24 protein-coding genes are annotated in these 21,974 nt (G+C 70.9%); 15 read left to right on the forward strand and 9 right to left on the reverse strand.

All coding sequences use genetic code 11. From position 1 onward, the window contains the following. Positions 1-259 precede the first annotated feature (259 nt). Complete coding sequence (locus tag LHJ74_RS08035) at positions 260-472, reverse strand: hypothetical protein (RefSeq protein WP_260216904.1); 213 nt, start codon at positions 470-472, stop codon at positions 260-262. A 45-nt stretch (positions 473-517) separates the two neighbouring features. Between LHJ74_RS08035 and LHJ74_RS08040 the strand changes: the two genes are divergently transcribed. Beyond that, a complete protein-coding gene (locus tag LHJ74_RS08040; RefSeq protein ID WP_260216906.1) occupies positions 518-646 on the forward strand; it encodes a hypothetical protein in 129 nt (42 codons plus the stop codon). Positions 647-718: 72 nt separating this feature from the next. Here the strand turns inward: LHJ74_RS08040 and LHJ74_RS08045 are convergent, their stop codons facing one another. From LHJ74_RS08045 to LHJ74_RS08055, 3 genes are all read right to left on the reverse strand, one after another. Then, on the reverse strand, positions 719-1,186 hold the full coding sequence (locus tag LHJ74_RS08045) for a VOC family protein (RefSeq protein ID WP_260216909.1): 468 nt from the start codon (positions 1,184-1,186) through the stop codon (positions 719-721). Beyond that, positions 1,183-2,136: an AraC family transcriptional regulator gene (locus LHJ74_RS08050; protein ID WP_260216912.1), complete on the reverse strand. Its 954-nt coding sequence runs from the start codon at positions 2,134-2,136 to the stop codon at positions 1,183-1,185. The genes LHJ74_RS08045 and LHJ74_RS08050 overlap by 4 nt, the downstream gene beginning before the upstream one ends. Before the next feature lie 105 nt (positions 2,137-2,241). After that, complete coding sequence (locus tag LHJ74_RS08055) at positions 2,242-3,117, reverse strand: helix-turn-helix domain-containing protein (protein ID WP_260216914.1); 876 nt, start codon at positions 3,115-3,117, stop codon at positions 2,242-2,244. 174 nt (positions 3,118-3,291) lie between these two features. Between LHJ74_RS08055 and LHJ74_RS08060 the strand changes: the two genes are divergently transcribed. The 4 genes from LHJ74_RS08060 (at position 3,292) to pspAB (ending at position 6,810) form a co-directional block, all read left to right on the forward strand. Then, positions 3,292-3,927, forward strand: a complete 636-nt coding sequence (locus tag LHJ74_RS08060; RefSeq protein ID WP_260216915.1) for an NADPH-dependent FMN reductase — start codon at positions 3,292-3,294, stop codon at positions 3,925-3,927. Between the two features lie 14 nt (positions 3,928-3,941). Beyond that, positions 3,942-4,955, forward strand: coding sequence for an aldo/keto reductase (locus LHJ74_RS08065; RefSeq protein WP_260216917.1), 1,014 nt, complete (start codon positions 3,942-3,944; stop codon positions 4,953-4,955). Positions 4,956-5,256: 301 nt separating this feature from the next. After that, positions 5,257-6,174 (forward strand): zinc metalloprotease HtpX, encoded by a 918-nt coding sequence (gene htpX / locus LHJ74_RS08070; RefSeq protein WP_260216918.1) that lies wholly within the window; start codon positions 5,257-5,259, stop codon positions 6,172-6,174. 30 nt (positions 6,175-6,204) lie between these two features. Then, the gene (gene pspAB / locus LHJ74_RS08075; RefSeq protein WP_260216921.1) at positions 6,205-6,810 is read left to right on the forward strand and encodes a PspA-associated protein PspAB; all 606 of its coding nucleotides are present in this window, start codon (positions 6,205-6,207) and stop codon (positions 6,808-6,810) included. Between the two features lie 41 nt (positions 6,811-6,851). Here the strand turns inward: pspAB and LHJ74_RS08080 are convergent, their stop codons facing one another. Continuing rightward, the gene (locus LHJ74_RS08080; RefSeq protein ID WP_260216925.1) at positions 6,852-7,091 is read right to left on the reverse strand and encodes a hypothetical protein; all 240 of its coding nucleotides are present in this window, start codon (positions 7,089-7,091) and stop codon (positions 6,852-6,854) included. 353 nt (positions 7,092-7,444) lie between these two features. On the opposite strand from LHJ74_RS08080, the gene LHJ74_RS08085 reads away from it, so the two are divergent. From LHJ74_RS08085 to LHJ74_RS08100, 4 genes are all read left to right on the forward strand, one after another. Beyond that, positions 7,445-7,957 carry a hypothetical protein gene (locus LHJ74_RS08085; RefSeq protein ID WP_260216929.1) on the forward strand — a complete coding sequence of 171 codons (513 nt, stop codon included), beginning with the start codon at positions 7,445-7,447 and terminating at the stop codon, positions 7,955-7,957. A 229-nt stretch (positions 7,958-8,186) separates the two neighbouring features. After that, positions 8,187-8,468 (forward strand): hypothetical protein, encoded by a 282-nt coding sequence (locus LHJ74_RS08090; protein ID WP_260216930.1) that lies wholly within the window; start codon positions 8,187-8,189, stop codon positions 8,466-8,468. 393 nt (positions 8,469-8,861) lie between these two features. After that, a complete protein-coding gene (locus LHJ74_RS08095) occupies positions 8,862-9,092 on the forward strand; it encodes a hypothetical protein (RefSeq protein ID WP_375546686.1) in 231 nt (76 codons plus the stop codon). 159 nt (positions 9,093-9,251) lie between these two features. Then, the gene (locus LHJ74_RS08100; RefSeq protein ID WP_260216933.1) at positions 9,252-9,554 is read left to right on the forward strand and encodes a hypothetical protein; all 303 of its coding nucleotides are present in this window, start codon (positions 9,252-9,254) and stop codon (positions 9,552-9,554) included. A 91-nt stretch (positions 9,555-9,645) separates the two neighbouring features. Here the strand turns inward: LHJ74_RS08100 and LHJ74_RS08105 are convergent, their stop codons facing one another. Further along, on the reverse strand, positions 9,646-10,356 hold the full coding sequence (locus tag LHJ74_RS08105; RefSeq protein WP_260216935.1) for a class F sortase: 711 nt from the start codon (positions 10,354-10,356) through the stop codon (positions 9,646-9,648). A gap of 33 nt (positions 10,357-10,389) precedes the next feature. Next, positions 10,390-10,791 (reverse strand): GVDTG sorting domain-containing protein, encoded by a 402-nt coding sequence (locus LHJ74_RS08110; protein WP_260216936.1) that lies wholly within the window; start codon positions 10,789-10,791, stop codon positions 10,390-10,392. A gap of 431 nt (positions 10,792-11,222) precedes the next feature. Here LHJ74_RS08110 and LHJ74_RS08115 point away from each other — a divergent pair, with 431 nt between their 5' ends. The 5 genes from LHJ74_RS08115 (at position 11,223) to LHJ74_RS08135 (ending at position 16,895) form a co-directional block, all read left to right on the forward strand. Next, a complete protein-coding gene (locus LHJ74_RS08115) occupies positions 11,223-12,512 on the forward strand; it encodes an aspartate kinase (RefSeq protein ID WP_260216938.1) in 1,290 nt (429 codons plus the stop codon). Beyond that, positions 12,509-13,561 (forward strand): aspartate-semialdehyde dehydrogenase, encoded by a 1,053-nt coding sequence (locus LHJ74_RS08120; RefSeq protein ID WP_260216944.1) that lies wholly within the window; start codon positions 12,509-12,511, stop codon positions 13,559-13,561. The genes LHJ74_RS08115 and LHJ74_RS08120 overlap by 4 nt, the downstream gene beginning before the upstream one ends. A gap of 341 nt (positions 13,562-13,902) precedes the next feature. Beyond that, a complete protein-coding gene (locus LHJ74_RS08125; protein WP_375546687.1) occupies positions 13,903-14,562 on the forward strand; it encodes a SigE family RNA polymerase sigma factor in 660 nt (219 codons plus the stop codon). After that, positions 14,559-15,938: a hypothetical protein gene (locus LHJ74_RS08130; protein WP_260216947.1), complete on the forward strand. Its 1,380-nt coding sequence runs from the start codon at positions 14,559-14,561 to the stop codon at positions 15,936-15,938. Before LHJ74_RS08125 ends, LHJ74_RS08130 begins: the two co-directional genes overlap by 4 nt. A gap of 111 nt (positions 15,939-16,049) precedes the next feature. Further along, a complete protein-coding gene (locus LHJ74_RS08135) occupies positions 16,050-16,895 on the forward strand; it encodes an SURF1 family protein (RefSeq protein ID WP_260216948.1) in 846 nt (281 codons plus the stop codon). Here the strand turns inward: LHJ74_RS08135 and LHJ74_RS08140 are convergent. Beyond that, positions 16,801-18,723, reverse strand: coding sequence for a S9 family peptidase (locus tag LHJ74_RS08140; protein ID WP_375546688.1), 1,923 nt, complete (start codon positions 18,721-18,723; stop codon positions 16,801-16,803). The two genes, LHJ74_RS08135 and LHJ74_RS08140, sit on opposite strands and share 95 nt — an antisense overlap. A 316-nt stretch (positions 18,724-19,039) precedes the next feature. Continuing rightward, entirely contained in the window at positions 19,040-20,221 is a 1,182-nt protein-coding gene (locus LHJ74_RS08145) for an ROK family transcriptional regulator (RefSeq protein ID WP_260216950.1), read from the reverse strand. Between the two features lie 136 nt (positions 20,222-20,357). On the opposite strand from LHJ74_RS08145, the gene LHJ74_RS08150 reads away from it, so the two are divergent. Beyond that, a complete protein-coding gene (locus LHJ74_RS08150) occupies positions 20,358-21,656 on the forward strand; it encodes an MFS transporter (protein WP_260216951.1) in 1,299 nt (432 codons plus the stop codon). Positions 21,657-21,974 lie beyond the last annotated feature (318 nt).

Here is a 21,974-nt window from a genome sequence, read left to right on the forward strand (position 1 = left end):
GTCGGTCGTCTGCCGCGCGGGCGCTCTCCGCGCGGGTGCCCTTGCCCTCTGCGCGCCGCCGCCGCCGCGTTGCCCGTCGTCGACAGGCCGTCTTGCGGCGGAGCCGTGGGTCTGGCCGGGTGTGCGAACAGGTCTGCTCGGCGCGCGTGGTCACGCTGGTCTGTCGGCATCGGGCTGGGTGGCCACCGTGCCTCGCGCCCCTGGCTCACCTCCTGTGTGTTCGGGCACCCGTACGAGCGGGAGCGGTTCCCCCACAGAACTACCGATCGCGCCGTGTACTGGCTCTGCTCACCCTGCCGTTCTTCGCTTTCGCCGCCTGCCAGGGCTGGCGGACTGTCGACGCGCAGTCGCTCAGCAGCGACGAGGCCAGCGAGGTCGCCGAGGACGCCGCGTCCCGGCTGGAGGCGAAACCGCGCCCCTCGCCCGAACAGGCGGTGCACTGGCGGTCTTCGAGGAGGGCGGGCTGCACCATGAGCTCACCTGGCACGACCACGACTCGTACCGCTTCTGCCTGACGGTGGAGCCGTCCCCGTCCGAGCACGCCGGTTCGATCGCCGTGCCCGACGGGGAGGGCGGCCTGATCACCGAGCCTGTCGACAGCTTCGGCCTCATGGCGGAAGTCGCCGACGGCAGCTGCCCGGGCTGAGCCGGGCTGAGCCGGGCTGAGCCCGGGCAGGGCGAGGCAAGGCCGCCGTCTCAGGCCCGTCTCAGGCCCGCATCAGGCCCGCGGGGCGCCCCGGTAGGTGCCGAAGGCCCACATGTTGCCCTCCGGGTCCTTGATCACGAATTCGCGGCTGCCGTAATCCTGGTCCGTGATCTCCCGGGTGACCGTGGCCCCGGCGGCACGTAGCCGGTCGTACAGTGCGTCGACGTGCTCGGTGACGACATACGCGCCGAACGAGCCCGGCGGCCGGGACCATTCGGCATCCGGCTGGTACGAGCCCAGCATGACGCCCCCGCCCTCCGGCCAGCTGAGTTCGGCGTGGGCCACCCGGTCGCCGTCGCGGTAGACGGCGGTACGCAGGAATCCCACAGTGCCGGTGAGGAAGTCGATCAGCGCGGGAGCGTCCTGTGCCTGGAGGGTCGGCCATACGGTCGGCGCGGGCGCCTCCGCGGTCGCTTCGCTGCCTGTCGCGCTGCTTGCTGCGGTGTTCGATGGCGTGGTGTTCGATGGCGTGGTGTTCATACCTGCCACCCTTCTCCGTTGCGGTGCCCCCCGGCTTGGATATTCCGGCGCTCTTCCGTGATCCACGCGGTTGGGCTCAGCCCGGTGTACTGGTGGAAGTCGCGCACCAGGTGGGAGTGGTCGTAGAAGCCGCACCGGACGGCGATCGCCGCGAGGTCCGGCCGCCGTTCGTCCGCGACCGCCGAGGTGACCGCCTGCTGGGCCCGCTCCCACCGCATGAGACGGCTTACCTGCTTCGGACTCATCCCCACCTCCTGCCGGAAGAGTGTGGTCAGCTGCCGTGCGCTCAGGGCGACGTGCCTGGCCAGGCCGTCCATGGAGCCCGTCCCCCGGCGGGATGCCAGCCACCGCCACGCCTCGGCCACTTCGGGCCGTACGCCGCTGCCGCGCTCTGCCCCGGCCGCCGCCCGCTGCCGCAGGAAGTCGGTAAGAGTCGTGAAGCGCTCCGCCCACCCGCTCTGGTCGCACAGCTGTTCACGCACCAGGGATGCCTGGGAGCCCAGGACATCGGAGCCCTCGTCGGCGATCCGTGTCAGCTCACGGGCGGGTATGCCGAGCAGCGCACGTGCGGCCAGCGGGTGTACGGCCAGCTGGATTCCGGCCTGGTCGCTCGGCTGCCGCACATAGGCGGGCCGCTGGTGCAGGCCGCCGACGACGATCTCGGTGCGGTACGCCCGTGCGCTCTCGGCGTGTGCGGCGGACTCGCCGGAGACGATCGGTTCGTCGAGCGAGAAGACGAGCGTCAGAGCGGGGGAGGGCAGCCCCCGGTGCAGAAACGGATCACCGTCCGTCACCCGGTAGCCGATCATGGAGGCGATCGCACCGCCTCGCGGCTGCGGTGCCCGTACGAAGGAGTACGAGCCGCCCGCCGCCTGTTGCCGTCGCTGCTCCGGCCGCTGCGCTCGTGCGTCGCCGGTGTCCTGCGTGCCGGAGCCCTGGCTTGAGCCCATGGAGACAGTATGCGTGCGCGGCCGCGGTTGGTCAGCCGCGGTCCGTCAGCCGTGATCGGCGGCGGTCACCGCGCCCGGTCACCGCGCCCGGTCAGCCGCGGCCGGTCAGCCGCTCACGGCGTGCAGCGCGCCGGGGCGGCGCCCGGTCAGCCGGTCCAGCGCGGCCGAGGTCGCGTCGTCGGCGGGCAGGTGGACGAGCAGCCGCTGATCGCGGTCGCCCGGCAGTTCCAGGGTCTCGTAGGAGAGCCGCAGTTCACCCACTTCGGGATGCACCAGCCGCTCGGCACCGGTGGGGCGCGGCAACCCGGTCACCGTGGACAGCCGGTCGGTGAAGAGCTTCCCGGCGGCGCGGCCCAGCTCCTCGTCGAGTGCCAGGACGGATGGATCGGTGCGCAGCGACTCGCTCTTGAGAATGGCGACCTGATCGTCGGCGACGCGCTCCCAGTCCGGGTACACGCGCCGGGCGCGGTCGTCCGTGAAGAGGAACCGCAGCAGACTGGGCGGGCGCCCGTCCGGCGCTCCGTCCAGCAGCCCCAGTGGTCCGGCCAGCCGCTCGTACCCGCTGGTGTACGCGAGGATCTCGCTCAGCCGGTTGAGCAGCACGGCGGGCGTGGGCTCCAGCTGTTCGAGCAGGGCCCGCACGGTGGGCCGTACCGCCTGGCTCGGCGGCTCGATCGCGGACGGGCAGAGCTGGGCATCGTCGCCGCCGTTCGCCTTCGTCAGGCGTCGCAGATGGAACCGTTCCTCGGCGGAGAGGTGCAGTGCCACCGCGAGCGCGCCCAGCACCTGCGAGGAGGGGTGGCGGTCCCGCCCCTGCTCCAGCCTCGCCAGATACTCCACGCTGACCCCGGCGAGGGTGGCCAGCTCGGCGCGGCGCAGCCCCGGCGTACGGCGGCGGGGCCCGCCGGGGAGCCCGACGTCGGCGGGGGTGACGGCTTCCCGGCGTGCGCGCAGATAGATGCCCAGCTCGTTGTCGCTCACCGTGACAACGTACCCGCCATGCCGGGGTCGGAGGGTGGCCCTCTCAGTGCCCGTCTGGGCTGGGCCTTCCTCGGCGGCGTGCGCTCCCGCAGCGTGGCACTCACGCACCATCCCGACGGCAACCCGCCGCCCACCACCTCACGCCACCACCTCACGAATCTCGGGAGCCCTGTCATGTCCACTCACGAATCGACTCATCCCGCGTCCGCTGCCACTCCGCTCAAGCTCGCCGTGATCCTCGGCAGTGTCCGGGAGGCCCGTTACGGGCCGACCGTCTCGAATTGGTTCGTGGAGGAGGCGCAGCGGCACGGCGGCTTCAACGTCGACACCATCGACCTGGCGGACACGCAGCTGCCCGCCGCGCTGCCACCCGGCCCCGAGGAGCTGGTCGACGTGGCCGGCCGCAGCGCCGAGATGCGGGCGCTCTCGGCACGGCTCGCCTCGGCGGACGGTTTCGTCGTGGTGACACCGGAGTACAACCACAGCTTCCCGGCGTCCATCAAGCACTTCGTCGACTGGCACTTCTCCGAGTGGCAGGCGAAGCCGGTCGGCTTCGTCTCGTACGGCGGGGCCGCCTCCGGTCTGCGTGCCGTCGAGGGGCTGCGCCTCGTCTTCGCCGAGTTGCATGCGGTGACGATGCGTGACGTCGTCAGCTTCAACCGGTTCGAGGCTCCCTTCGACGCCGACGGCCGCCCCGCGGCTCCCACCGAGGCGAACGGCGCGGCCAAGGAGCTGCTCGACCAGCTCACCTGGTGGGCCACCGCGCTCCATGACGCGCGGTCCAAGAGCCCATACGCTATGGCCGACTAGGGGAGCGAATTCTCGTGCGATACCGATTGTTGGGACGTACCGGCCTACGGATCTCCGAGGTGTTCCTCGGTGCGATGGCCTTCGGCGGAGGGGCCGGACGCCAGGGCGGGGCGTCGCTCGAGGAATGCCGCCGCATGATCGACCTGTACGCGGACGCGGGCGGCAACGCCCTCGACACGGCGGTCAACTACCGCGGTGGCGCGAGCGAAAGCATCCTCGGGGAGCTGCTCGAAGGCCGCCGCGACAGGTTCGTCCTGTCGACGAAGTACACGATGACGCGGGACGGCACCGATCCGAACGCGAGCGGCAACCACCGCAAGAACCTCACGCGTTCGCTGGAGACGAGCCTGCGGCAGCTGCGCACCGACCACATCGACCTGTACTGGGCGCACCTGTGGGACCGGCACACGCCGGTCGAGGAGACGATGCGGGCCCTGGACGACGCCGTGCGTGCCGGGAAGATCCTCTACGTCGGCATGTCGGACGCCCCCGCCTGGGTCGTCGCACAGGCCAACACCCTCGCGGAATGGCGTGGCTGGACTCCCTTCGCCGGGCTCCAGGTGCCGTACAACATGCTCAACCGTGACGTCGAGCGCGAGCTGCTGCCGATGGCCGAGGCGTTCGGCATGACGGTGACCACCTGGTCACCGCTGGCACACGGGTTGCTGTCCGGCCGGAAGCCCCGTCCGGCGGGGCCACCGGGACACACCTCGGAGCTCAGCGACCGTGAGCTGACGGCCGTACGGGTCCTCGAGGAGGTGGCCGACGAGCTGGGGCACTCGCCCGCACAGGTGGCCATCGCCTGGGTACGGTCCCGCTCGCGCGCCATCCACCCCATCCTGGGGGCCAGTTCAGCCGAGCAGCTCCGCGACAACCTGGGCGCGCTGGACGTCGTACTGCCGCCGGAGGCGGCCGAACGCCTCACCTCGGCGGTGGATTTCGCGCTCGGCTTTCCGGGCGACTTCATCGGCGGAGCGGAGCCGTCGCCGCTGAGCGAGGCGGAGACTCTGCTGGACGGGCGCCGCTGACCGTACGAACCGCGGGCGGGTCCGGTGCCACCGGGCCCGCCCGCGCTGTGCGCTGTCCGCCGCAGCTGTCCGCCGCGGCTGTTTGGCGCCCCGGCGCTCCTTCAGCCCGGCGGGAGACTGCCACCCGCCGGAGTGGGCCGGTTTCCGAGCGTCGCCCTGGCCGGGCCGGTGTCCGCGGGCGTCAGCCGTGCGCGCCCGGACGGCCGGTCCGGACCAACGCACTCATACCCCCGCAAGGCGTACAGTCCGAAGTGGGGTGACGTTGCCCGCGAGGGAGTGCTGCGCAAGATCGGAGGGCCCCATGGCCGCACGGACTCGTTTCGCCCCGGACAGGGGGCTGACCAGCCGCATGGCGGTGACCATGTTCCTGATCGGGCTGCTGTACGTGGTCTTCGTCGGTGCGCTGATCGTGCTGATGGAGGGGGCCTGGCCGCTCGTCCTGGTGCTGGCCGGGGGCCTGTTCATCCTGCAGTTCTGGTTCAGCGACAAGATCGCCGCGTACAGCATGGGAGCCCGTGAGGTCACGCCCGAGCAGGCACCCGAACTGCACGGCGCGGTGGACCGGCTGTGTGCGCTGGCGGACATGCCGAAACCGAGGGTGGCGATCGCCCACTCGGACATCCCGAACGCCTTCGCCACCGGCCGTAACCAGAAGAAGTCGCTGGTGTGCGCCACGACGGGCCTGATGCGGCGGCTGGAGCCCGCCGAGCTGGAGGGGGTGCTCGCACACGAGTTGTCGCATGTGGCCCACCGCGATGTGGTGGTGATGACCATCGCCTCGTTCCTCGGCGTGCTGGCGGGCACGATCACCCGTGTCGCCCTGTGGAGCGGCATGATGCGCGGCGGCCGCGGCGGCGACGGAAACAACAACACGGCGATCCTCGTCCTGCTCGTCCCGCTGGTCAGCGCCGTCGTCTACGTGATCAGCTTCCTGCTCACCCGGCTGCTCTCCCGCTACCGCGAGCTGACCGCGGACCGCGCCGCCGCCCTGCTGACCGGCCGCCCCTCGGCACTCGCCGCCGCGCTGACCAAGGTCACCGGAGACATGGCCCGCATTCCGTCGCGGGATCTGCGCCAGGCGGAGCCGTTCAACGCGTTCTACTTCGCACCGGCCTTCTCCAGCCGCCAGAGCCTGAGCAGGGTGCTCTCCTCGCACCCGACCCTGGAACAGCGCCTCGAGCAGCTGAGCCGTATCTCGACGCAACTCGGGTACTCGTAGCGGGAACCACTCGTCACCGGAAGGAGTGGCATGGGATTCCTCGACTCCCTGCTGGGCCGGACGAAGCCGGTACGGCCCGACCTCGACCAGCTCTTCGCCCTGCCCTCGGCGGCGGTAACGCTCCGGGCGGCTGCCGGGTTCACCCCGACCGGCCTCGGTTCCGTCTGCTTCGCCAGCGTCGAGGGCGGCGCCTTCGCCCGAATCCAGCAGGAGGTGCGGGAGCTGCTCGACGCGGACACCGTACGGGGCGGTATCCCGGTCGAGTTCAGCCGGGACACGTACGGCTACACCTGGCTGCTCTCCCGCCACCCGTCCGATGAACCGGAGGCCACGGTCAACGACCTGCACGCCGTCAACACCGCGCTCCAGGACGGCGGCTTCGGTCCGCAGCTGCTCTGCTCCCTGATGGGCTTCCAGGGCGCTCCCGCAGGGGACAGGGCCTCCGGTACGCGCCCGCTCGCGCTCGTCTACCTCTACAAGCGCGGCACGTTCTACCCCTTCGCCCCGCTTCCGGGCGGCGGCGAGAAGCGGGACAACGCCCTGGAGCTGGAAGTACGCTCCGCCCTCGCGGACGACCTCCGCGTCGAGCAGGATCTCTCCCGATGGTTCCCGGTGTGGGGTGCCCCGGGCCTGTAGCCCGCGGCTACGGCCTCCAGGGCGCGCACCAGTCCGGCCTGCTACACGCCAAGCGGAATGTTCGCGATCCTCAGACGGACGCGCTTGGGACGCTCCTTGGCGGTCGTGTCGTCCTGGCGGGAGACCGTCTCGCCGCGGGTGGCCTCGTGCCACATTCCGGAGAGCGCCGAGGTGGGGGTTCCAGTCGTCGGTGCCGAGGTGTCGGCGGCGGATGCGGCCGAAGCGGTCCCTCCGGCGATCAGTACAGCGGCGAAAGCGGCAGCGGCCCTCTTGTGGTCCATGTCTGTATCCCTTCCTCTTCACGGCGTTCCGGTGTTGGGCCCGGCGGATTCCCGCGCGGCCGATACGTGTGTAACGACCAGGGGTGCGAAAGGAAACCACGGACTCGGGAGCTGCCGCACCTTGTCACCCGAATGCAGTGATGGTGAACCGATGATCAGGCAGCCCTCTCTGGCAATGCTGGCTCTATTCGCCGGATAATCGGCTCAGTTCGGTATCCCGGCGCCCGTCCGGCCGTGTTTCGCAGGTAACTTGCGCTCCGTGAATGCTGTTACTGTGCGGTGACTCGCGGTGTTCGCTCCGCTACATCGTGAAAAGCAAGCACGTCAGTGCAGTTGAAAGGAAAAGGGATTCCATGCGCAAGTTCCAGCAGGTCGCCATTGTCGTCGCGGCCGTCGGCAGTCTGGCCACCCTCGGCGCCTCCAGCGCCGCGGCTTGCCCCAACCACGCCGCGGAGCAGCCCGCCGCGCAGCAGCAGGCCCCGCAGCAGGCCCCGCAGCAGGCGCCGCAGGCCAACCTGCAGCAGGTGGTCGTGAACCAGGTGGCCATGCTGCCGACGCTCGTGGCCCCGCAGCAGGCCGCCCCGCAGCAGGCCGCCCCGCAGCAGGCCGCTCCGCAGCAGGCCGCTCCGCAGCAGGCCGCTCCGCAGCAGCAGGCCCCGCAGCAGGCGCAGCGGCAGGCGCCGCAGCAGGTCAACAACCAGGTCAAGGCGCGGTCCGAGTCCACCACGTCCAACGTCAACCGCGCCGCGCAGGAGTGCAGCCCCCAGACGGTGGTTGAGGTCAACGCACCCGTGGCCGTGCTGAGCCCGGCTCAGACGGATGGGGTCACCTGCGAGCAGGTCAACCCGTCTTTCAACAAGGCGTAGTGATAGCCGCTGCGTCACCGTAAAGGCCCCCAGTCGTTGGCTTGGGGCCTTTTCGTGTGCTCATGGCGGCACCGTGGGCGGCCATGAGCCGATCCGCCGGATGGGTGAAGCTTCGCGACGTGTCCCGGACCCCGGCGAGCCTCCCCAGGATCACCGGCATTCCGCATCAGTGTCCTCCCTATCGGAGATTCACAAGGGGTCTCCGTGGATTACGAAGGCAGGGAGAATAATGCGTAAGCTTCAGAAGCTTGCTGTTGTTGCGGCCATGGTCGGCAGTGTCGGCATCGTCGGCGCCGGCACCGCCGTCGCGGGTGGTGGCCACGGGGGCGGCGGCCTCGCCATCAACCAGTCCGCCAACTGCAAGTCGCACGACGCGAACGTCTCGGTGCTCTCCAACATCGGCGTTCTGAACGGCCTGGCCGGCAACGCCGTGAACGGTGAGGGTGCCCCCGGCGCGACCGTCTTCAGCCAGGGCTCGACCATGGGCTGCAACAACGTCGTGGGCGGCTGACCGCACCTGAGTGAAGCGGGGCGGTCCCCGTTGTCCGGACTCCTGAGCCGGAACAGACCGTGCACCTCATGAACCGCGCGTGGCCGGGCCCCAAGGGCCCGGCCACGCTGCGTTGTGCTCCACCGTGCTCCATGCCGTACCGCGTCGCTCGTCAGCCTCTCGGTTTCCTCGACGAACCAATAATGTGGAAATTCATTCCAGTGGGTAATTGCTACTACTAATCGGCGACACATTTCCCTGGTCGCAACAAAAGAGTGAAGTCCTTGGTGTGTCGCATCGTGTTCCAAAAGCGCGCGACTAGCATCACTCGTGAAATGCGGCTCGCAGTGAGCTGTACCGTGATGAAACGGAGAGATGATGCGCAAGCTTCAGAGGGCTGCCGTAGTGGCCGCCATGGTTGGGTCTGTCGGATTCTTCGGCGTCGGCACCGCGGTTGCCGGTGGCCCGAGCACCGAGATCAACCAGACCACCAACTGCAAGTCCCACGACCTCAACATCAGCGTCCTGAGCAACATCGGCGTTCTGAACGGTGCGCTCGGCAACCTCCTGAACGGTGAGGGCAACCCGGGTCAGACGGTCCAGAAGCAGGGCTCGACGATGGGCTGCAGCAACGCGGCTGGCTAATTTCTGGCTGACGGTGAACGGGCCCCAACGGAACAGGCTCGGGGTGCCGCCGTCGGGGCCCGTTCCCCTTTTACCCCCCACTCGCCCGCTGTGCGGCGGTGACTGTCCCTCCTTCAGTCTCGTGCGCATTCTGCGGGCATGGACTTCAGAAAGAAACAGATGCTGAATTCGAGAAAGATGGTAGCGCTGGCTGGGGCCCTGGGCGGCCTCGCTCTGACGGTCGGCGGTGTCACCCAGGTCTACGCGAATTCCGGTGAACCCGTGTGCACAAAGGACGGGGACAGCACTCACTGCTCCCAGAAGAGCGAGAGCCGTTACACGAGCGAAGACGGCAAGGTAGTCGTCCATCAGTCCAAGAGCTGCTCCAGCTACGAGCGGAACCGTCGGATCGGTCCGTTCTCCAGCGGCGGCGACTCTTCGCAGGGAGCCACCATGAGCTGCTCCAACAGCCTGCCCGCCTGACTCTCCCCGCACCTCCTCCCGCGGTCCCGCACCATGGCGCCGTCAGCCGGCTCGCCGGCCGACGGCGCCATGGTGCGGTGGGCGCTGGGCCTCAAGGCGACCCGGCGCCGGTGGCCGCGAGTTCGGCGTACACGATCAGGTTCTCCAGGTAGTGCCCTTCCGCGCGGTCGTACGTGCCGCCGCAGGTGATCAGGCGCAGGGCCGCGCGGCCCTGGGTGTCGCCGTAGACGCGGGCGGTGGGGAAGGCGTCCTGCGCGTGGCTCTCGCTCGCGCGGACGCGGAAAGCGGCGGTGCTGCCGTCGGCGCGGTCGATGAGGACCGCGTCGCCGGGGCGCAGGTCCGCGAGGCGGTGGAAGACGGCCGGGCCGGTGTCGGAGTCGTAGTGGCCCACCAGCACGGCCGGGCCCTCCTCGCCCGGTTCGGGGCCGTCGCGCCACCAGCCGGTGGCTGACGGGTCGTCGGGGGTGGCCAGGGCATGCTCACGGCCGGTGGTGTCCAGGGGGCCGACGGCGGCCGTGAGGAAGAGGGCGGGCACGCGCAGGCGTACCGGATCGGCGGCGCTGTGTTCCGGAGACGGTGCGGGCCGCTCGGGTTCGGTGCCGGGCCCCGCACCGGCTCCGCCATCCCCTCCCGCGCCGGGTTCCCGTTGCTGCTGCACGGGCAGGGCCTCGGCGGTGCCGGGCGGGCCGCCCGCGCCGCCGCTTTCCGTACCGCATCCGGCGGCCAGCGCGCAGACGCACAGCAGGGCGATGCCCGGCCAACGGGCACCGCCCCTGCCGTGTGGCGCGTGCGTGCCGTCCATGCTGCCGCGACGGCGGCTGATGATGCGCGCTCCTCACGAGTCCGGCTCTGAGGACAGGTGGCGGCGTACGACCAGCACGCCGCCCGCGGCGGCCAGGGAGGCCCCGGCTGCGATGGCGAGCGGCAGGGTGGCGTTCGCCGGGTCCTGCGAGGCGCCCCCGGCGCCCGCGTCGACCGAGCCTTCGGGGGCCTCGCCGCCGTCTCCCGCGTTCGACGGGTCGCCCGGGCCGGGAGGCCAGGTCTCGCATGCCTTCTGGTCGTCATCGGTGTCGATGTTCTGCGGGTCCGACGTGTCGGCGTCGAAGGTCCGCTGCGCCTCCTTCTGGGAGGCGTGGTCCTTGCAGTCCTTGTCGCCCTGGGCAGTTGCCACGGTGGACAGGGACAGTGGTGTGACGGCGGCCAGTACGCCTGCGGCCACAGCAGTACGAAGACGCATGAGATCCTCCCGTATCGGGCGAAATTCACTCCAGTGCCGACCGTAGGGGCGCAGGTGAGTTAATCCACGCGGGCGCATCCATTCGGGTGAACCACACGAAGCGGAAGCAGCCTCGAACGGGCCTCACACGCGGGTGAACGCGGGCCGTGCGGTGCGCTGAACAGCCGGAGTCCGGCAGTCCGCATCGTGTGAGCTGCCGCACGTTTCCGTGTGGCAGGCCGGGCAGCGGGCAGGGCTTTCGGCTGGACGGGTGCAATGTGGCGCCCGTTCGCCGCGCTGCGAGCGGATGAGCGGCGGGTGCCGTCGGACGGCACCACCGCGCGTCTCGCGGTGTGAGAGCGGATGGGGTGATTCCCGTCCACTCGGTAAACTGAGCCGAAGCGGGGCCCCGGCCGATACGGGCCCCGGTGAGTTACGAGGAGCGAGCACACGTGGGCCTTGTCGTGCAGAAGTACGGCGGCTCCTCCGTTGCCGATGCCGAAGGCATCAAGCGCGTTGCCAAGAGGGTCGTCGAAGCCAAGAAGAACGGCCATCAAGTGGTCGTCGTGGTCTCGGCGATGGGCGACACGACGGACGAGCTGATCGATCTCGCTGGAGAGGTGTCCCCGGTCGCTTCCGGGCGCGAGTTCGACATGCTGCTGACCGCCGGAGAGCGCATCTCCATGGCACTGCTGGCGATGGCGATCAAATCGCTGGGCCACGAGGCGCAGTCCTTCACCGGCAGCCAGGCCGGTCTGATCACCGATTCCGTGCACAACAAGGCACGGATCCTCGATGTGACGCCGGGCCGTATCCAGAGCTCCGTGGACGAGGGGAACATCGCGATCGTCGCGGGCTTCCAGGGCGTTTCACAGGAGAGCAAGGACATCACGACGCTCGGCCGCGGCGGCTCGGACACCACCGCCGTCGCCCTGGCCGCCGCGCTGGGTGCCGAGGTCTGCGAGATCTACACCGATGTCGACGGCGTCTTCACCGCGGACCCGAGGGTCGTGAAGAAGGCACGCAAGATCGAGTGGATCTCGTTCGAGGACATGCTGGAGTTGGCGGCGTCCGGTTCGAAGGTGCTGCTGCATCGTTGCGTGGAGTACGCGCGCCGGTACAACATGCCGATCCATGTACGGTCGTCCTTCTCCGGCCTACCCGGCACCTGGGTCAGCGGCCGGCCGCAGAACGCAGAGAGCGGACAAGGGGAACAGGCGATGGAACAGGCGCTCATCTCGGGTGTAGCGCATGACGCGTCCGAGGCGAAGGTCACGGTCGTGGGAGTGCCGGACAAGCCGGGCGAGGCCGCGATGATCTTCCGGGTGATCGCCAACTCGGAGATCAACATCGACATGGTCGTGCAGAACGTCTCCGCCGCCACCACCGGTCTGACGGACATCTCCTTCACGCTCCCCAAGTCGGAGGGCCGCAAGGCCATCGCCGCGCTGGAGAAGTCCCGCGAGGAGATCGGCTTCGAGTCGCTGCGCTACGACGACCAGGTCGCCAAGATCTCCCTCGTCGGCGCGGGCATGAAGACGAACCCGGGCGTCACCGCCACCTTCTTCGAGGCGCTGTCCAACAGCGGGGTCAACATCGAGCTGATCTCCACCTCCGAGATCCGCATCTCGGTCGTGACGCGTGAGGACGACGTCAACGACGCGGTGCGCGCGGTTCACACGGCCTTCGGTCTCGACAGCGACACCGACGAGGCCGTTGTCTATGGAGGCAGTGGCAGGTGATATCCGGCGGCGGGCCGACCCTGGCGGTCGTCGGTGCCACCGGCGCCGTCGGTGCCGTGCTGCGCGGGCTGCTGTCCGAGCGGCAGGACGTGTGGGGCGAGATCCGGCTGATCGGCTCGCCCCGGTCAGCCGGACGCAAGCTGTCGGTCCGCGGTGAGGAGGTCGAGGTCCTCCCGCTGGGTGAGGAGGCCCTCGCCGGCGCCGATGTGGTGCTCCTCCTGGTGCCGGACGAGGTCGCGGCCCAGTGGGCGCCGGTCGCCGTCGGCCAGGGCGCGGTGGTGGTGGACGGCTCGGCGGCTTTCCGTATGGATCCCGATGTGCCGCTCGTGGTCCCGGAGATCAACGCGCACGCGGCACGGGTCCGTCCGCGAGGCATCATCGCCAACCCGGACTGCACAACGCTGGCGATGATCGTCGCGGTCGGGGCCCTGCACTCGGAGTGGGGTTTGGACGAACTCATCGTCTCCAGCTATCAGGCGGTCTCTGGCTCCGGCCGTGAGGGCGTGGCGACGCTTCGCGAGCAACTGGCTCTCGTCGCGGGCACGGAACTGGGGACGAAACCGGGCGACGTACGGCGCGCACTGGGTGACACCGTGCCGTATCCGGCGCCGATCGCGTTGAACGTCGTGCCGTTCGCGGGCACCCTCGCCCAGGACGGCTGGACTTCGGAGGAGCTCAAGGTCCGGGACGAGACCCGGAAGGTCCTCAGCCTGCCGGATCTGCGGGTCTCCGCCACCTGCGTGCGGGTGCCGGTCATCACCGGGCATTCGCTGTCGGTGCACGCGCGGTTCGAGCGCGAGGTGTCGGTGTCCGGGGCGCACGAGATCCTGGCGAACGCCCCGGGTGTGGTGCTGTGCGACGACCCGGCCGAGGGGGAGTTCCCCACTCCGGCCGATGTGGTCGGCACGGATCCGACCTGGGTCGGACGGGTGCGGCGCTCGCTGGACGACCCGAGGGTGCTCGAACTCTTCGTCTGCGGCGACAATCTGCGCAAGGGCGCGGCGCTCAACGCCGTGCAGATCGCCGAGGCGGTCGCCTCAGGGCACTGACCTGCGGGAGCGGGCATTCCTTCCTGTCCGTTTTCTTCGCCGGTCCGCGGCTGTGAAGGGTGTGCTTTCTGCCGTGTCATCTGTGAAGATATGGTGATCAGCTCACAGGCCCGGACCATGGCTCGTGTCTGCTCTCCGTAGGAGAATTCCCGCCCGCCATCGGAACCGACACTGGCGGGAAACCGTCTTCGGGGTCGCCAAGTCTCCGCTGTCAGGACACGAAGTCGCTGGGGAAACTGGGACATTGGGGAAGAGCTGGTACGCATGGGGGCTTTCCGGGTGGGGTGGAGAACGCCCACTCACGCGTACAACCCTGACAGGGGGATGGGTGTCCAACAGGCGTGGCAGAAGTACTGGGAATCACGACAGTTCCGGGGCGCGGTGTGCGTGTCGGCATCGGAGGTATGCCGGTGATAGCGCCCTGGCCTGCCACTCGGCCAGCGCAACCCGCGTCCAAAGCCCCGGCACTCGGGGGCGCTGACGACGAGATGGCAGCGGGCACCACTGCGGGCACCACGGTCGACCACCTCACCGAGACCTACCGCACCCACTACCGATCGCTGCTGGGGCTGGCGGCGTTGCTCCTGGATGACACCGCGTCCTGCGAGGACGTCGTCCAGGAGGCGTTCATCCGGGTGCACTCCGCCCGCAAGCGGGTCCGCGACCCGGAGAAGACCCTCGCGTATCTGCGGCAGACCGTCGTCAACCTCTCCCGCTCCACGCTCCGCCGTCGCATCCTCGGCATGAAGCTGCTGTCGAAGCCGATGCCGGACATGGCGAGCGCGGAAGAGGGCGCGTATGACCGGATCGAGCGCGACGAACTGAAGAAGGCGCTGGGTCGGCTGCAGCGCCGTCAGCGTGAAGTGCTGGTGCTACGCTATTTCGCGGACATGACAGAGTCGCAGGTCGCAGAGGTTTTGGGGCTCTCACTCGGTTCCGTGAAGGCGTACGGCTCCCGTGGGATCGCCGCACTCCGGGTCGCCATGGAGGCGGTGTCATGAGCAGTCGTGGGGAGGATCCCGACAGGCGTGGCCGGGAGCGGGAAATCCCGGGCAGTGAAGGCACCGGGGACAGTGCGGACCGGCTGGGGCCGGAAACGGAGCCGGAGCCGGCGACCGGGGTGAACGAAGCGGAAGGCGCCTCGAGCGACGCGGAAGCCGCCGAGGACACCGGGGACACCAAAGCAACCGAGGCCGACGCTTCGCCGGAGCCGGAGTCCGACCCGGACCCGGAGCCGGACCCGGAGTCAAAGCCGGAAGCGGAACCCTCACTGCTGGGCGAGGACGAGCTGCGGCGGCTGCTGCGCGACACCGTGCGGGACATCAAACCATCCCCCGCCACCCTCGATCATCTCCGCAAGGCCGTACCGGCCCGCCGCGCGCACCGCCGTCAGGCTCTGATCGGCGCGGCGGCTGCCGTACTGCTCGGTGGCGCCGCCATCCCCGGACTGCTTCAGGTGGACATCGTGCCCGGTGGTGGGAAGCCCATGCACGCGGCGAGCCACTCGGAGTCGCAGGGCCCCGACGAGGAGCCCGAGGAGGACAGCAGCCGGCAGAGCAAGGACTCTCCCGACAGGGAGAAGCCCAGCAAGAGCAAGGGCGACAAGAAGTCCGAGGCCGAATCCGGCGAGCCCACCTCGGGCGCGACACGGGATCCCGACCCCAGCAGCAGTGGAGGCACCCAGGCCCCCAGTTGCGGACCGGACCAGCTGGGAGCGGCGTCCGCGAACGTCGGCGAGGCGGACGGCCAGGGCCGTATCCACGGCTCCTTCCGCGTCGAGAACACCTCCGCGGCCACCTGCACCGTCGAGGGCGAAGGCGTCGTCGGCATCAGCGCGCAGGGCCAGGCGAGGAGCGCCGGGATACAGGTCGTCAACCACACCTCGGGCGACAGCGCCACCAGCCTGCTCTCCGACCCGGGGGCAGCACCGGCGCAGTTGGTGCTCGAGCCCGGAGCCGCGTACGTGGTGGAGTTCGCGTGGATTCCGCGCGAGGGCGGTGGCACCACCGGCTGTGCCACCTCCACCACACCGCCACCGCCCGACGACGGCGGCACGGCGGAGGGAGGTGACGGCTCGCCCAGCACCGGCACCGGCACCAGCGGCGAGCCGGTGGAGAGCGGCGACGGCACACCCGACACGGACACCGGCGGCGCCGGCACGGGCGGCGGCGAACCGGAGACGTCCGGCGGGGCGGGTGCGGGCGGCAGTGACGGCGGGAGTGACGCCGGGGGCGGAGGCGGTGGCGATGGCAGGGCCGACGCCAGCGTCTCCGTGAGCCACACGCCCGATGTCGGCGACACCGCCGTGGCGGGCACGGTCCTGCCCGGAGCCTGCGCCGGCACGGTCTATCGCACGGGAGTGCTCGCGGGGTCCTGAGAAAGCTGATCCCGACCGGACGCGGCACCGTACGTACGCCGGACGGGTGCGGCGCGGTCGTCCCCGGACCCTGGCGACGGAGGCCGTGCGGCGGAGCCGTACCTTTGATGCGTGTACCGGTTCCTGCTGACTCCCCGATGGTGGGGGATCAACGTCTTCGTCGTGCTGGCGATCCCGGTCTGCCTCTTCATGGGCAGCTGGCAGCTCACCCGCTTCGAGGCGCGCGTCGACAACCACCAGCAGCAGGAGCGCTCGGCCGCCGACGCCGCCGAGGCGAGGACCGCGCCGCTGAGCACGCTGCTGCCGGTCACCCAGGAGACCAGTGGCCGTGCCGCCCGTGCCACCGGGCGTTTCGACACCGAGCACCCGCTTCTCGTACCGGACCGGCGACTCGACGGTGAGCGCGGCTTCTACGTGCTGAACCTGCTGCGCACCGACTCCGGCAAGGCCCTCCCGGTGGTACGGGGCTGGCTGCCCGGCAGTCCGGACCCGGGCAAGGTGCCCGAGGCCCCGGACGGCGAGGTGACCGTGACCGGCTCGCTCCAGTCGACCGAGTCGGAGCGGACGCCCGGAGCGTCGCCGGGCGCGCTGCCCGAGGGCCAGCTCGGCATCATCAGTGATGCCTCGCTGGTGAACCTCGTCCCCTACGACGTGCACGCCGCCTGGATCACGGTGCAGCGCACGGACGCCCCGCTGAAGCCGGTGCCGCCGGTCGCACCCGCCAACACCGGCCTCGACATGAAGGCGTTCCAGAACCTCGGCTACACGGCCGAGTGGTTCGTCTTCGCGGGCTTCGTCCTGTTCATGTGGTTCCGCCTGTTCCGCCGCGAAGCGGAGCTGGCGAAGGACGCGGAGCTGGGCCTCAGCCCTGAGGACCCGGCACCTGAGGCACCTCCGGCACCTGCGGAGAGCCGAGATGACGCGACGCGAACTCGATCTCCAAGCGGAGCTGCTTGATCCGCTCCTCCACCACCAGCGAGCCGTGTCCCGCGTCGTAGCGGTAGACCTCGGGCGGGTGGCCGCGCTGGGCGAGCCGCTCCACATAGTTCTCGACCTGCTGGATCGGGCAACGAGGGTCGTTCATCCCGGCCGAGATGTAGACGGGCGCCCGTACGTCGTCGACATAGCTGATCGGTGACGACGCCGCGTAGCGCTCCGGCACCTCCTCCGGGGTGCCGCCCAGCAGCGTGCGGTCCATCGACTTCAGGGCCTCCATCTCGTCGTGGTAGGCCGTGACGTAGTCCGCGACCGGCACCGCCGCCAGACCCAGCGCCCACACCTCGGGCTGGGTGCCCAGGCCGAGCAGCGTCAGATATCCGCCCCACGAGCCGCCTGCCAGCACCAGCCGCTCCGGGTCGGCGAGACCGGACGCGACGGCCCACTCCCGTACGGCGCCGATGTCCTCCAGTTCGATCAGGCCCACCCGGTGCTTGAGCGCGTCCGTCCAGGCGCGCCCGTAGCCGGTCGAGCCGCGGTAGTTCACGCGTACGACCGCGTAGCCGTGGTCGACCCAGGCGGCGGGCTGCCCCGCGAACGCGTCGCTGTCGTGCCAGGTGGGGCCGCCGTGCACATCGAAGACGGTGGGGAACGGGCCGGTTCCGGCGGGCTTCTGCACCAGCGCGTGCACGGCGCCCCCGGGCCCCTCCACCCAGACGCCCTCGACGGGCACCGACTCGGGCGCCTTTGCCCCCGGGGGATCGAGGACCACCGCGCCGGAAGTCGAACGCACCTGCGGGGGACGCGCGGCCGAGGACCAGAGATACTCCACCGTCCCGTCCGGCCGGGCGGTCGCGCCGGATACCGAACCCTCGGGCGTCTCCACCCGTACGAGGGTGCCGGAGGCGATCTCGTACCGCCACATCTCGCTGCGCGCCTGGTGGCTGTGGACGACCAGAAGCGCGCTGCCGTCCGGATACCACTCGGCGCCGACATCACCCGGCAGGTCGATCTCCAGATCCGTCGTCCGGCCGCTGACGGGATCCCAGATCATCGGCTCCCACCGGCCGCGCCGCTGATGGCCGACGAGCAGCCGCGAGTCGCCCGCGACGGGGGCGAAGCCCAGCGTGGTCAGCCCCAGCTCCTCGGTGCCGCCCGCGGAGTCGTCCAGCTCGGCGACCTTGCTGCCGTCCGGGCGCACCACGCGCAACGCGGAGTGCATGGCGTCGCCGTGCTCGGTGTGTTCGACGGCGATCAGGGTGCCGTCGTGCGAGAGGGCGCCGACACCGGCGGACTCCGGGTGCCGGTAGATCTCGGCGGGCTCGGCGCCGGGACGTACGACATGGAGGGTCGAGCCCTCATCGTCGGTCGAGCGGCCGACGACGGCGGTGCCGTCCCGGCCCAGGACCAGCCCGGCCGGGTACGAGGCCGCCAGGCCGGGGGTCGCGGGCTCGTCTGGGCCGCCGCCGAAGGGCTGGCGCAGCCAGACGCCGAACTCGTCGCCGTCCTTGTCCGAGAACCACCAGATCCACTCGCCGTCGGGCGTCAGGGTGCCGTCAGTTGTGCCGTTGGGGCGGTCGGTGACCTGGCGCTGGGTGCCGGTGGTGCGGTCCCAGGCGTACAGCTCGAAGGTCCCGGTGGCGTTGGAGACGAACAGCGAGCGGTCGGGGGCGTCCTCGGCCCAGTCCGGGAGGCCGACGCGGGGGGCGCGGAAGCGCTGTTCCCAGTTGGGCACGGTCTCGGCGGGGATGGTCTCCGGGGTCTCCGGGGTCTCCGGGGTCTCCGGGGTTGCCGGGCTGGTGGGAGCGGGTGGCGCGGTCTCGGCGCCTGCTTCGCGGTTCGTCGTCATGAACCCATTGTCTCCTCGGCCGAGGTTCACTCGGTTGGCCGTCCCCGCCCGGCGCCCGAGGAAACGGGCTGCCCGTCAAGTACGTCCATAAAGGTGCTCGAACACGGCCGTCCGGGTGAACCCCAAGAACCTCCCGCACGGCCGGGAGTTGTGCAGGACGCTCCGGAAGCGGGACCTCGGCACGGGCGGCCGGAAACGGTCCCGTCAGCTTCGGCTGACCCCAGACCCCGGGCCGCCGACCCCCCTCGGCGGTCCGGGCGCCGGCCGTCTCTCCGGCCGTGGAGCCGTCCCCGAGCGGCGGGCCCGCACTGACCCGTCAGGCCACCGGAGGGAAGAGCACCTGCTGGGCCGCGTCCTGGGCGGCGAGCAGTGCCCCGCGCAGCACACCCGCTCCGCCCAGCTCGCCGGGCCGTACCTCCGTACGCAGCGGGGACAGCGCAGCCAGCTGCTCTTGGACGAGGGTGGCGAAAACCGTGCCGCCCGCCTGCCCCAGTTCGCCGCCGAGCACGACGCAGCCGGGGTCGAGGATGGCGGTGACCGCGGCGGCGCCCAGACTGACACGGGAGGCGAGGGCGGTCAGGAACGGCTCGCCGCCCGCACCGGCCGCCACGGCGGCGCGGACCGTCTCCTGGGCTGCGGGCGTGTCCCCGGTACCGGCCGTGGCGGCGAAGCCGTGCTCGACGGCGAGCGCGCATACGGCCGTAGCGCTGAGGAGTGAGTGCAGGCCGCCCTCGCAGCTCACGGCCGACGGCAGCCCCACAGTGCCCGGCACCGGCAGGAAGCCGATCTCACCGGCGCCGCCCGAAGTGCCGCGCCGCAGCCTGCCGTCGAGGACCACCGCCGCGCCGACGCCGTCGCCGAGCCAGAGCAGTACGAACGACTCGCGGTCCCGTGCCGCGCCCTGGCGCTGCTCGGCCATGGCGGCGAGGTTCGTCTCGTTCTCCAGCCGAACGGTGGCCGGGAGCCGCTGCTGGAGCAGGGCGATCAGCTGGTGGTGCCAGGCGCGGCCGGAGGTCTCGCGCAGGGCGCCGGTGGCCGGATCGATCAGTCCGGGTGCGCCGACGGCGACGGTGTGCAGCGGCTCCGCACCCGCCTGCTTCGCCGTCTGTTCGAGCAGATCGGCGGACCCGCGCGCGGCGGCCTCCGACGGGGTGTCCGGGCTGACGGGCAGCGCGGACTCGGCGAGCGTGGTGCCGAGCAGGTCGGTGACGAGGACGCGGACGCCGTCCGTCCGCATGTCGAGGGCGGCGAGGTGCGCCCGGTCGGCGGCGATCCCGTAGAGGCGCGCGTTGGGGCCCCGGCGCTTGGTGGCGGACTCGCCGACGAGCCGGATCAGGCCGGTGTCCTGAAGCCGCTGGACCAGGTCGGCGACCGTCGGACGGGCGAGCCCGGTGAGGGTCTTGAGCTCGCTCGCCGAGAGGGGCCCGCGCTCTTGGAGCAGCCGTAGCGCGAGCCGGTCGTTGAGGGCCCGGGCGGTGCTCGGTGAGGCGGGAGGCATGCGCGGATCCTCTCAGATCTCGCTGGAGGTGCTCGGGTGCGGGGTTCTTTTCTTTCAGGAAGGGTCCCTGATAGTTTACCGACTCTCGAACGCCGCACCTGAGGGAGGCGGCTTTCCCAGGGGAGGAAGAGCCGGCATGACGGCAGCAGACGAACCGACAGAGCACCGGGGCACCGGCGGCACCGGCGACACCGGGCACACCGGGCACGCCGGGGGACCGCAGCTGGGGAGAGCCCGCATCGCCGTAGCCGCCGTCTTCTGCGCACACGGCGCGGTGACCGGAAGCTTCGCCACCCGTATCCCGTGGATTCAGGAGCATGCCGGGGTGTCCGCCGGGCAGTTGGGCTTCGCCCTCGCCTTCCCGGCCTTCGGCGGTCTGCTGGCGATGCCCATGGCCGGGGCGGTGAGCCACCGCTACGGCGAGGGGCGCGCGCTACGCGTCCTGCTGGTCCTGTGGACCCTGGCGCTGGTCCTCCCCGGATACGCCCCGAACTTCGTCGCGCTGTGCGGCGCGCTCTTTTTCTACGGGGCCGCCGCGGGGATGTCCGCCGTGGTGATGAACGCGCTCGGGGTGGAGACGGAGGCGCGCCTCGGCCGGTCGATCATGTCCGGACTGCACGGCATGTGGAGCGTCGGGGTGCTGGTCGGCTCCGTCGGCGGCACCGTCGCGGCGCACTTCGGCACCGACGCCCGGGTTCATCACGGCCTTGCCTCGGCCGGGTTGACCGTGTGCGGGCTGCTCGCCTGCCGGGGAGCCCTCGGCATCCGCAGCCAGCCGGACACCGAGCCGCCGCCGCGCTTCGCGGCACCGCCCAAGACGGCGGTCCTCATCGGAGCCGTAGCCTTCTGTTCGGTCTTCGCGGAGGGCGCGAGCCTGGACTGGTCGGCGGTCTACCTGCGGGACGTCCTGGGCACCTCACCCGGCCTCGCCGCGGCCACCACCACCGCCTTCGTCCTGACGATGGCCCTGGCCAGGCTCGCGGGCGACAAGGTCATCGACCGCTTCGGCGCCGTACGCACGGTGCGCGGGGGAGGGGTGCTGGCCGGTCTGGGCGGCCTGCTGGTGATCAGTGCGCCCTCGGCCGCCGTGACGATGGCGGGCTTCGGGCTGCTCGGGCTCGGGGTCGCGGTGGTCGTGCCGGTCGCCTACGTCGCGGCGGCTCGCAGCGGCCCGGCGCCCTCCCAGGCCATCGCAGGCGTCGCCACCATCACCTACGCCTCGGGCCTGATCGCGCCCTCAGCGATCGGCGGAATCGCCGACCTGACCTCGCTGACGGTGTCGTTCGGCCTGGTGACGGCCCTGGCCTTCGGGCTGACCCTGGGTGCGGGCATCCTGCGCCCGGGCAAGCGTGCGAGTGCAACGACGGACGGCCCCGCCGCCGGAGACGGCCGCGACGCGGTGGCACCCGCCGCCCCGGAGCGCCGCAAACCCTGACCCGGGCGGCAGGCCGGAGCGTGCTTCCTCCCGCGGTGACCCCGCCGAAGGGCGGGGGATCGAGGCAGACCGAGAAGCCGCGACGGAACGGACGCCACCATGACGATCGCCACGAGCGCGGCAGCAGCCTCCGGTCGGACGCCCGACCCGGCCGGATGCACCGGAGGGTCGGCCAGCCAGCCGCCGCCTGGGCGGCGGGCTCGGCTGTGGCGGGGGCGGTTACGGCGTGACGAGATTGCCCCCGATCACGGGACAGCCCTTACCTTTTTCTTGTTCATGGATGCCAACGACTGACGTGAGCAGGGCAAACACCGCCAC

The sequence above is a fragment of the Streptomyces gossypii genome (assembly GCF_025165795.1).
In the GTDB taxonomy this organism is placed as follows: Bacteria; Actinomycetota; Actinomycetes; order Streptomycetales; family Streptomycetaceae; genus Streptomyces; species Streptomyces gossypii.

Coding starts and splice junctions, on each gene's coding strand:
- LHJ74_RS08045 (WP_260216909.1), bottom strand. CDS start 1,186: ATGAACACCACGCCATCGAACACCACGCCATCGAACACCGCAGCAAGC.
- LHJ74_RS08140 (WP_375546688.1), bottom strand. CDS start 18,723: ATGACGACGAACCGCGAAGCAGGCGCCGAGACCGCGCCACCCGCTCCC.
- LHJ74_RS08060 (WP_260216915.1), top strand. CDS start 3,292: ATGTCCACTCACGAATCGACTCATCCCGCGTCCGCTGCCACTCCGCTC.
- LHJ74_RS08085 (WP_260216929.1), top strand. CDS start 7,445: ATGCGCAAGTTCCAGCAGGTCGCCATTGTCGTCGCGGCCGTCGGCAGT.
- LHJ74_RS08100 (WP_260216933.1), top strand. CDS start 9,252: ATGCTGAATTCGAGAAAGATGGTAGCGCTGGCTGGGGCCCTGGGCGGC.
- htpX (WP_260216918.1), top strand. CDS start 5,257: ATGGCCGCACGGACTCGTTTCGCCCCGGACAGGGGGCTGACCAGCCGC.
- LHJ74_RS08035 (WP_260216904.1), bottom strand. CDS start 472: ATGGTGCAGCCCGCCCTCCTCGAAGACCGCCAGTGCACCGCCTGTTCG.
- LHJ74_RS08080 (WP_260216925.1), bottom strand. CDS start 7,091: ATGGACCACAAGAGGGCCGCTGCCGCTTTCGCCGCTGTACTGATCGCC.
- pspAB (WP_260216921.1), top strand. CDS start 6,205: ATGGGATTCCTCGACTCCCTGCTGGGCCGGACGAAGCCGGTACGGCCC.
- LHJ74_RS08105 (WP_260216935.1), bottom strand. CDS start 10,356: ATGGACGGCACGCACGCGCCACACGGCAGGGGCGGTGCCCGTTGGCCG.
- LHJ74_RS08050 (WP_260216912.1), bottom strand. CDS start 2,136: ATGGGCTCAAGCCAGGGCTCCGGCACGCAGGACACCGGCGACGCACGA.
- LHJ74_RS08130 (WP_260216947.1), top strand. CDS start 14,559: ATGAGCAGTCGTGGGGAGGATCCCGACAGGCGTGGCCGGGAGCGGGAA.
- LHJ74_RS08090 (WP_260216930.1), top strand. CDS start 8,187: ATGCGTAAGCTTCAGAAGCTTGCTGTTGTTGCGGCCATGGTCGGCAGT.
- LHJ74_RS08110 (WP_260216936.1), bottom strand. CDS start 10,791: ATGCGTCTTCGTACTGCTGTGGCCGCAGGCGTACTGGCCGCCGTCACA.
- LHJ74_RS08095 (WP_375546686.1), top strand. CDS start 8,862: ATGGTTGGGTCTGTCGGATTCTTCGGCGTCGGCACCGCGGTTGCCGGT.
- LHJ74_RS08150 (WP_260216951.1), top strand. CDS start 20,358: ATGACGGCAGCAGACGAACCGACAGAGCACCGGGGCACCGGCGGCACC.
- LHJ74_RS08145 (WP_260216950.1), bottom strand. CDS start 20,221: ATGCCTCCCGCCTCACCGAGCACCGCCCGGGCCCTCAACGACCGGCTC.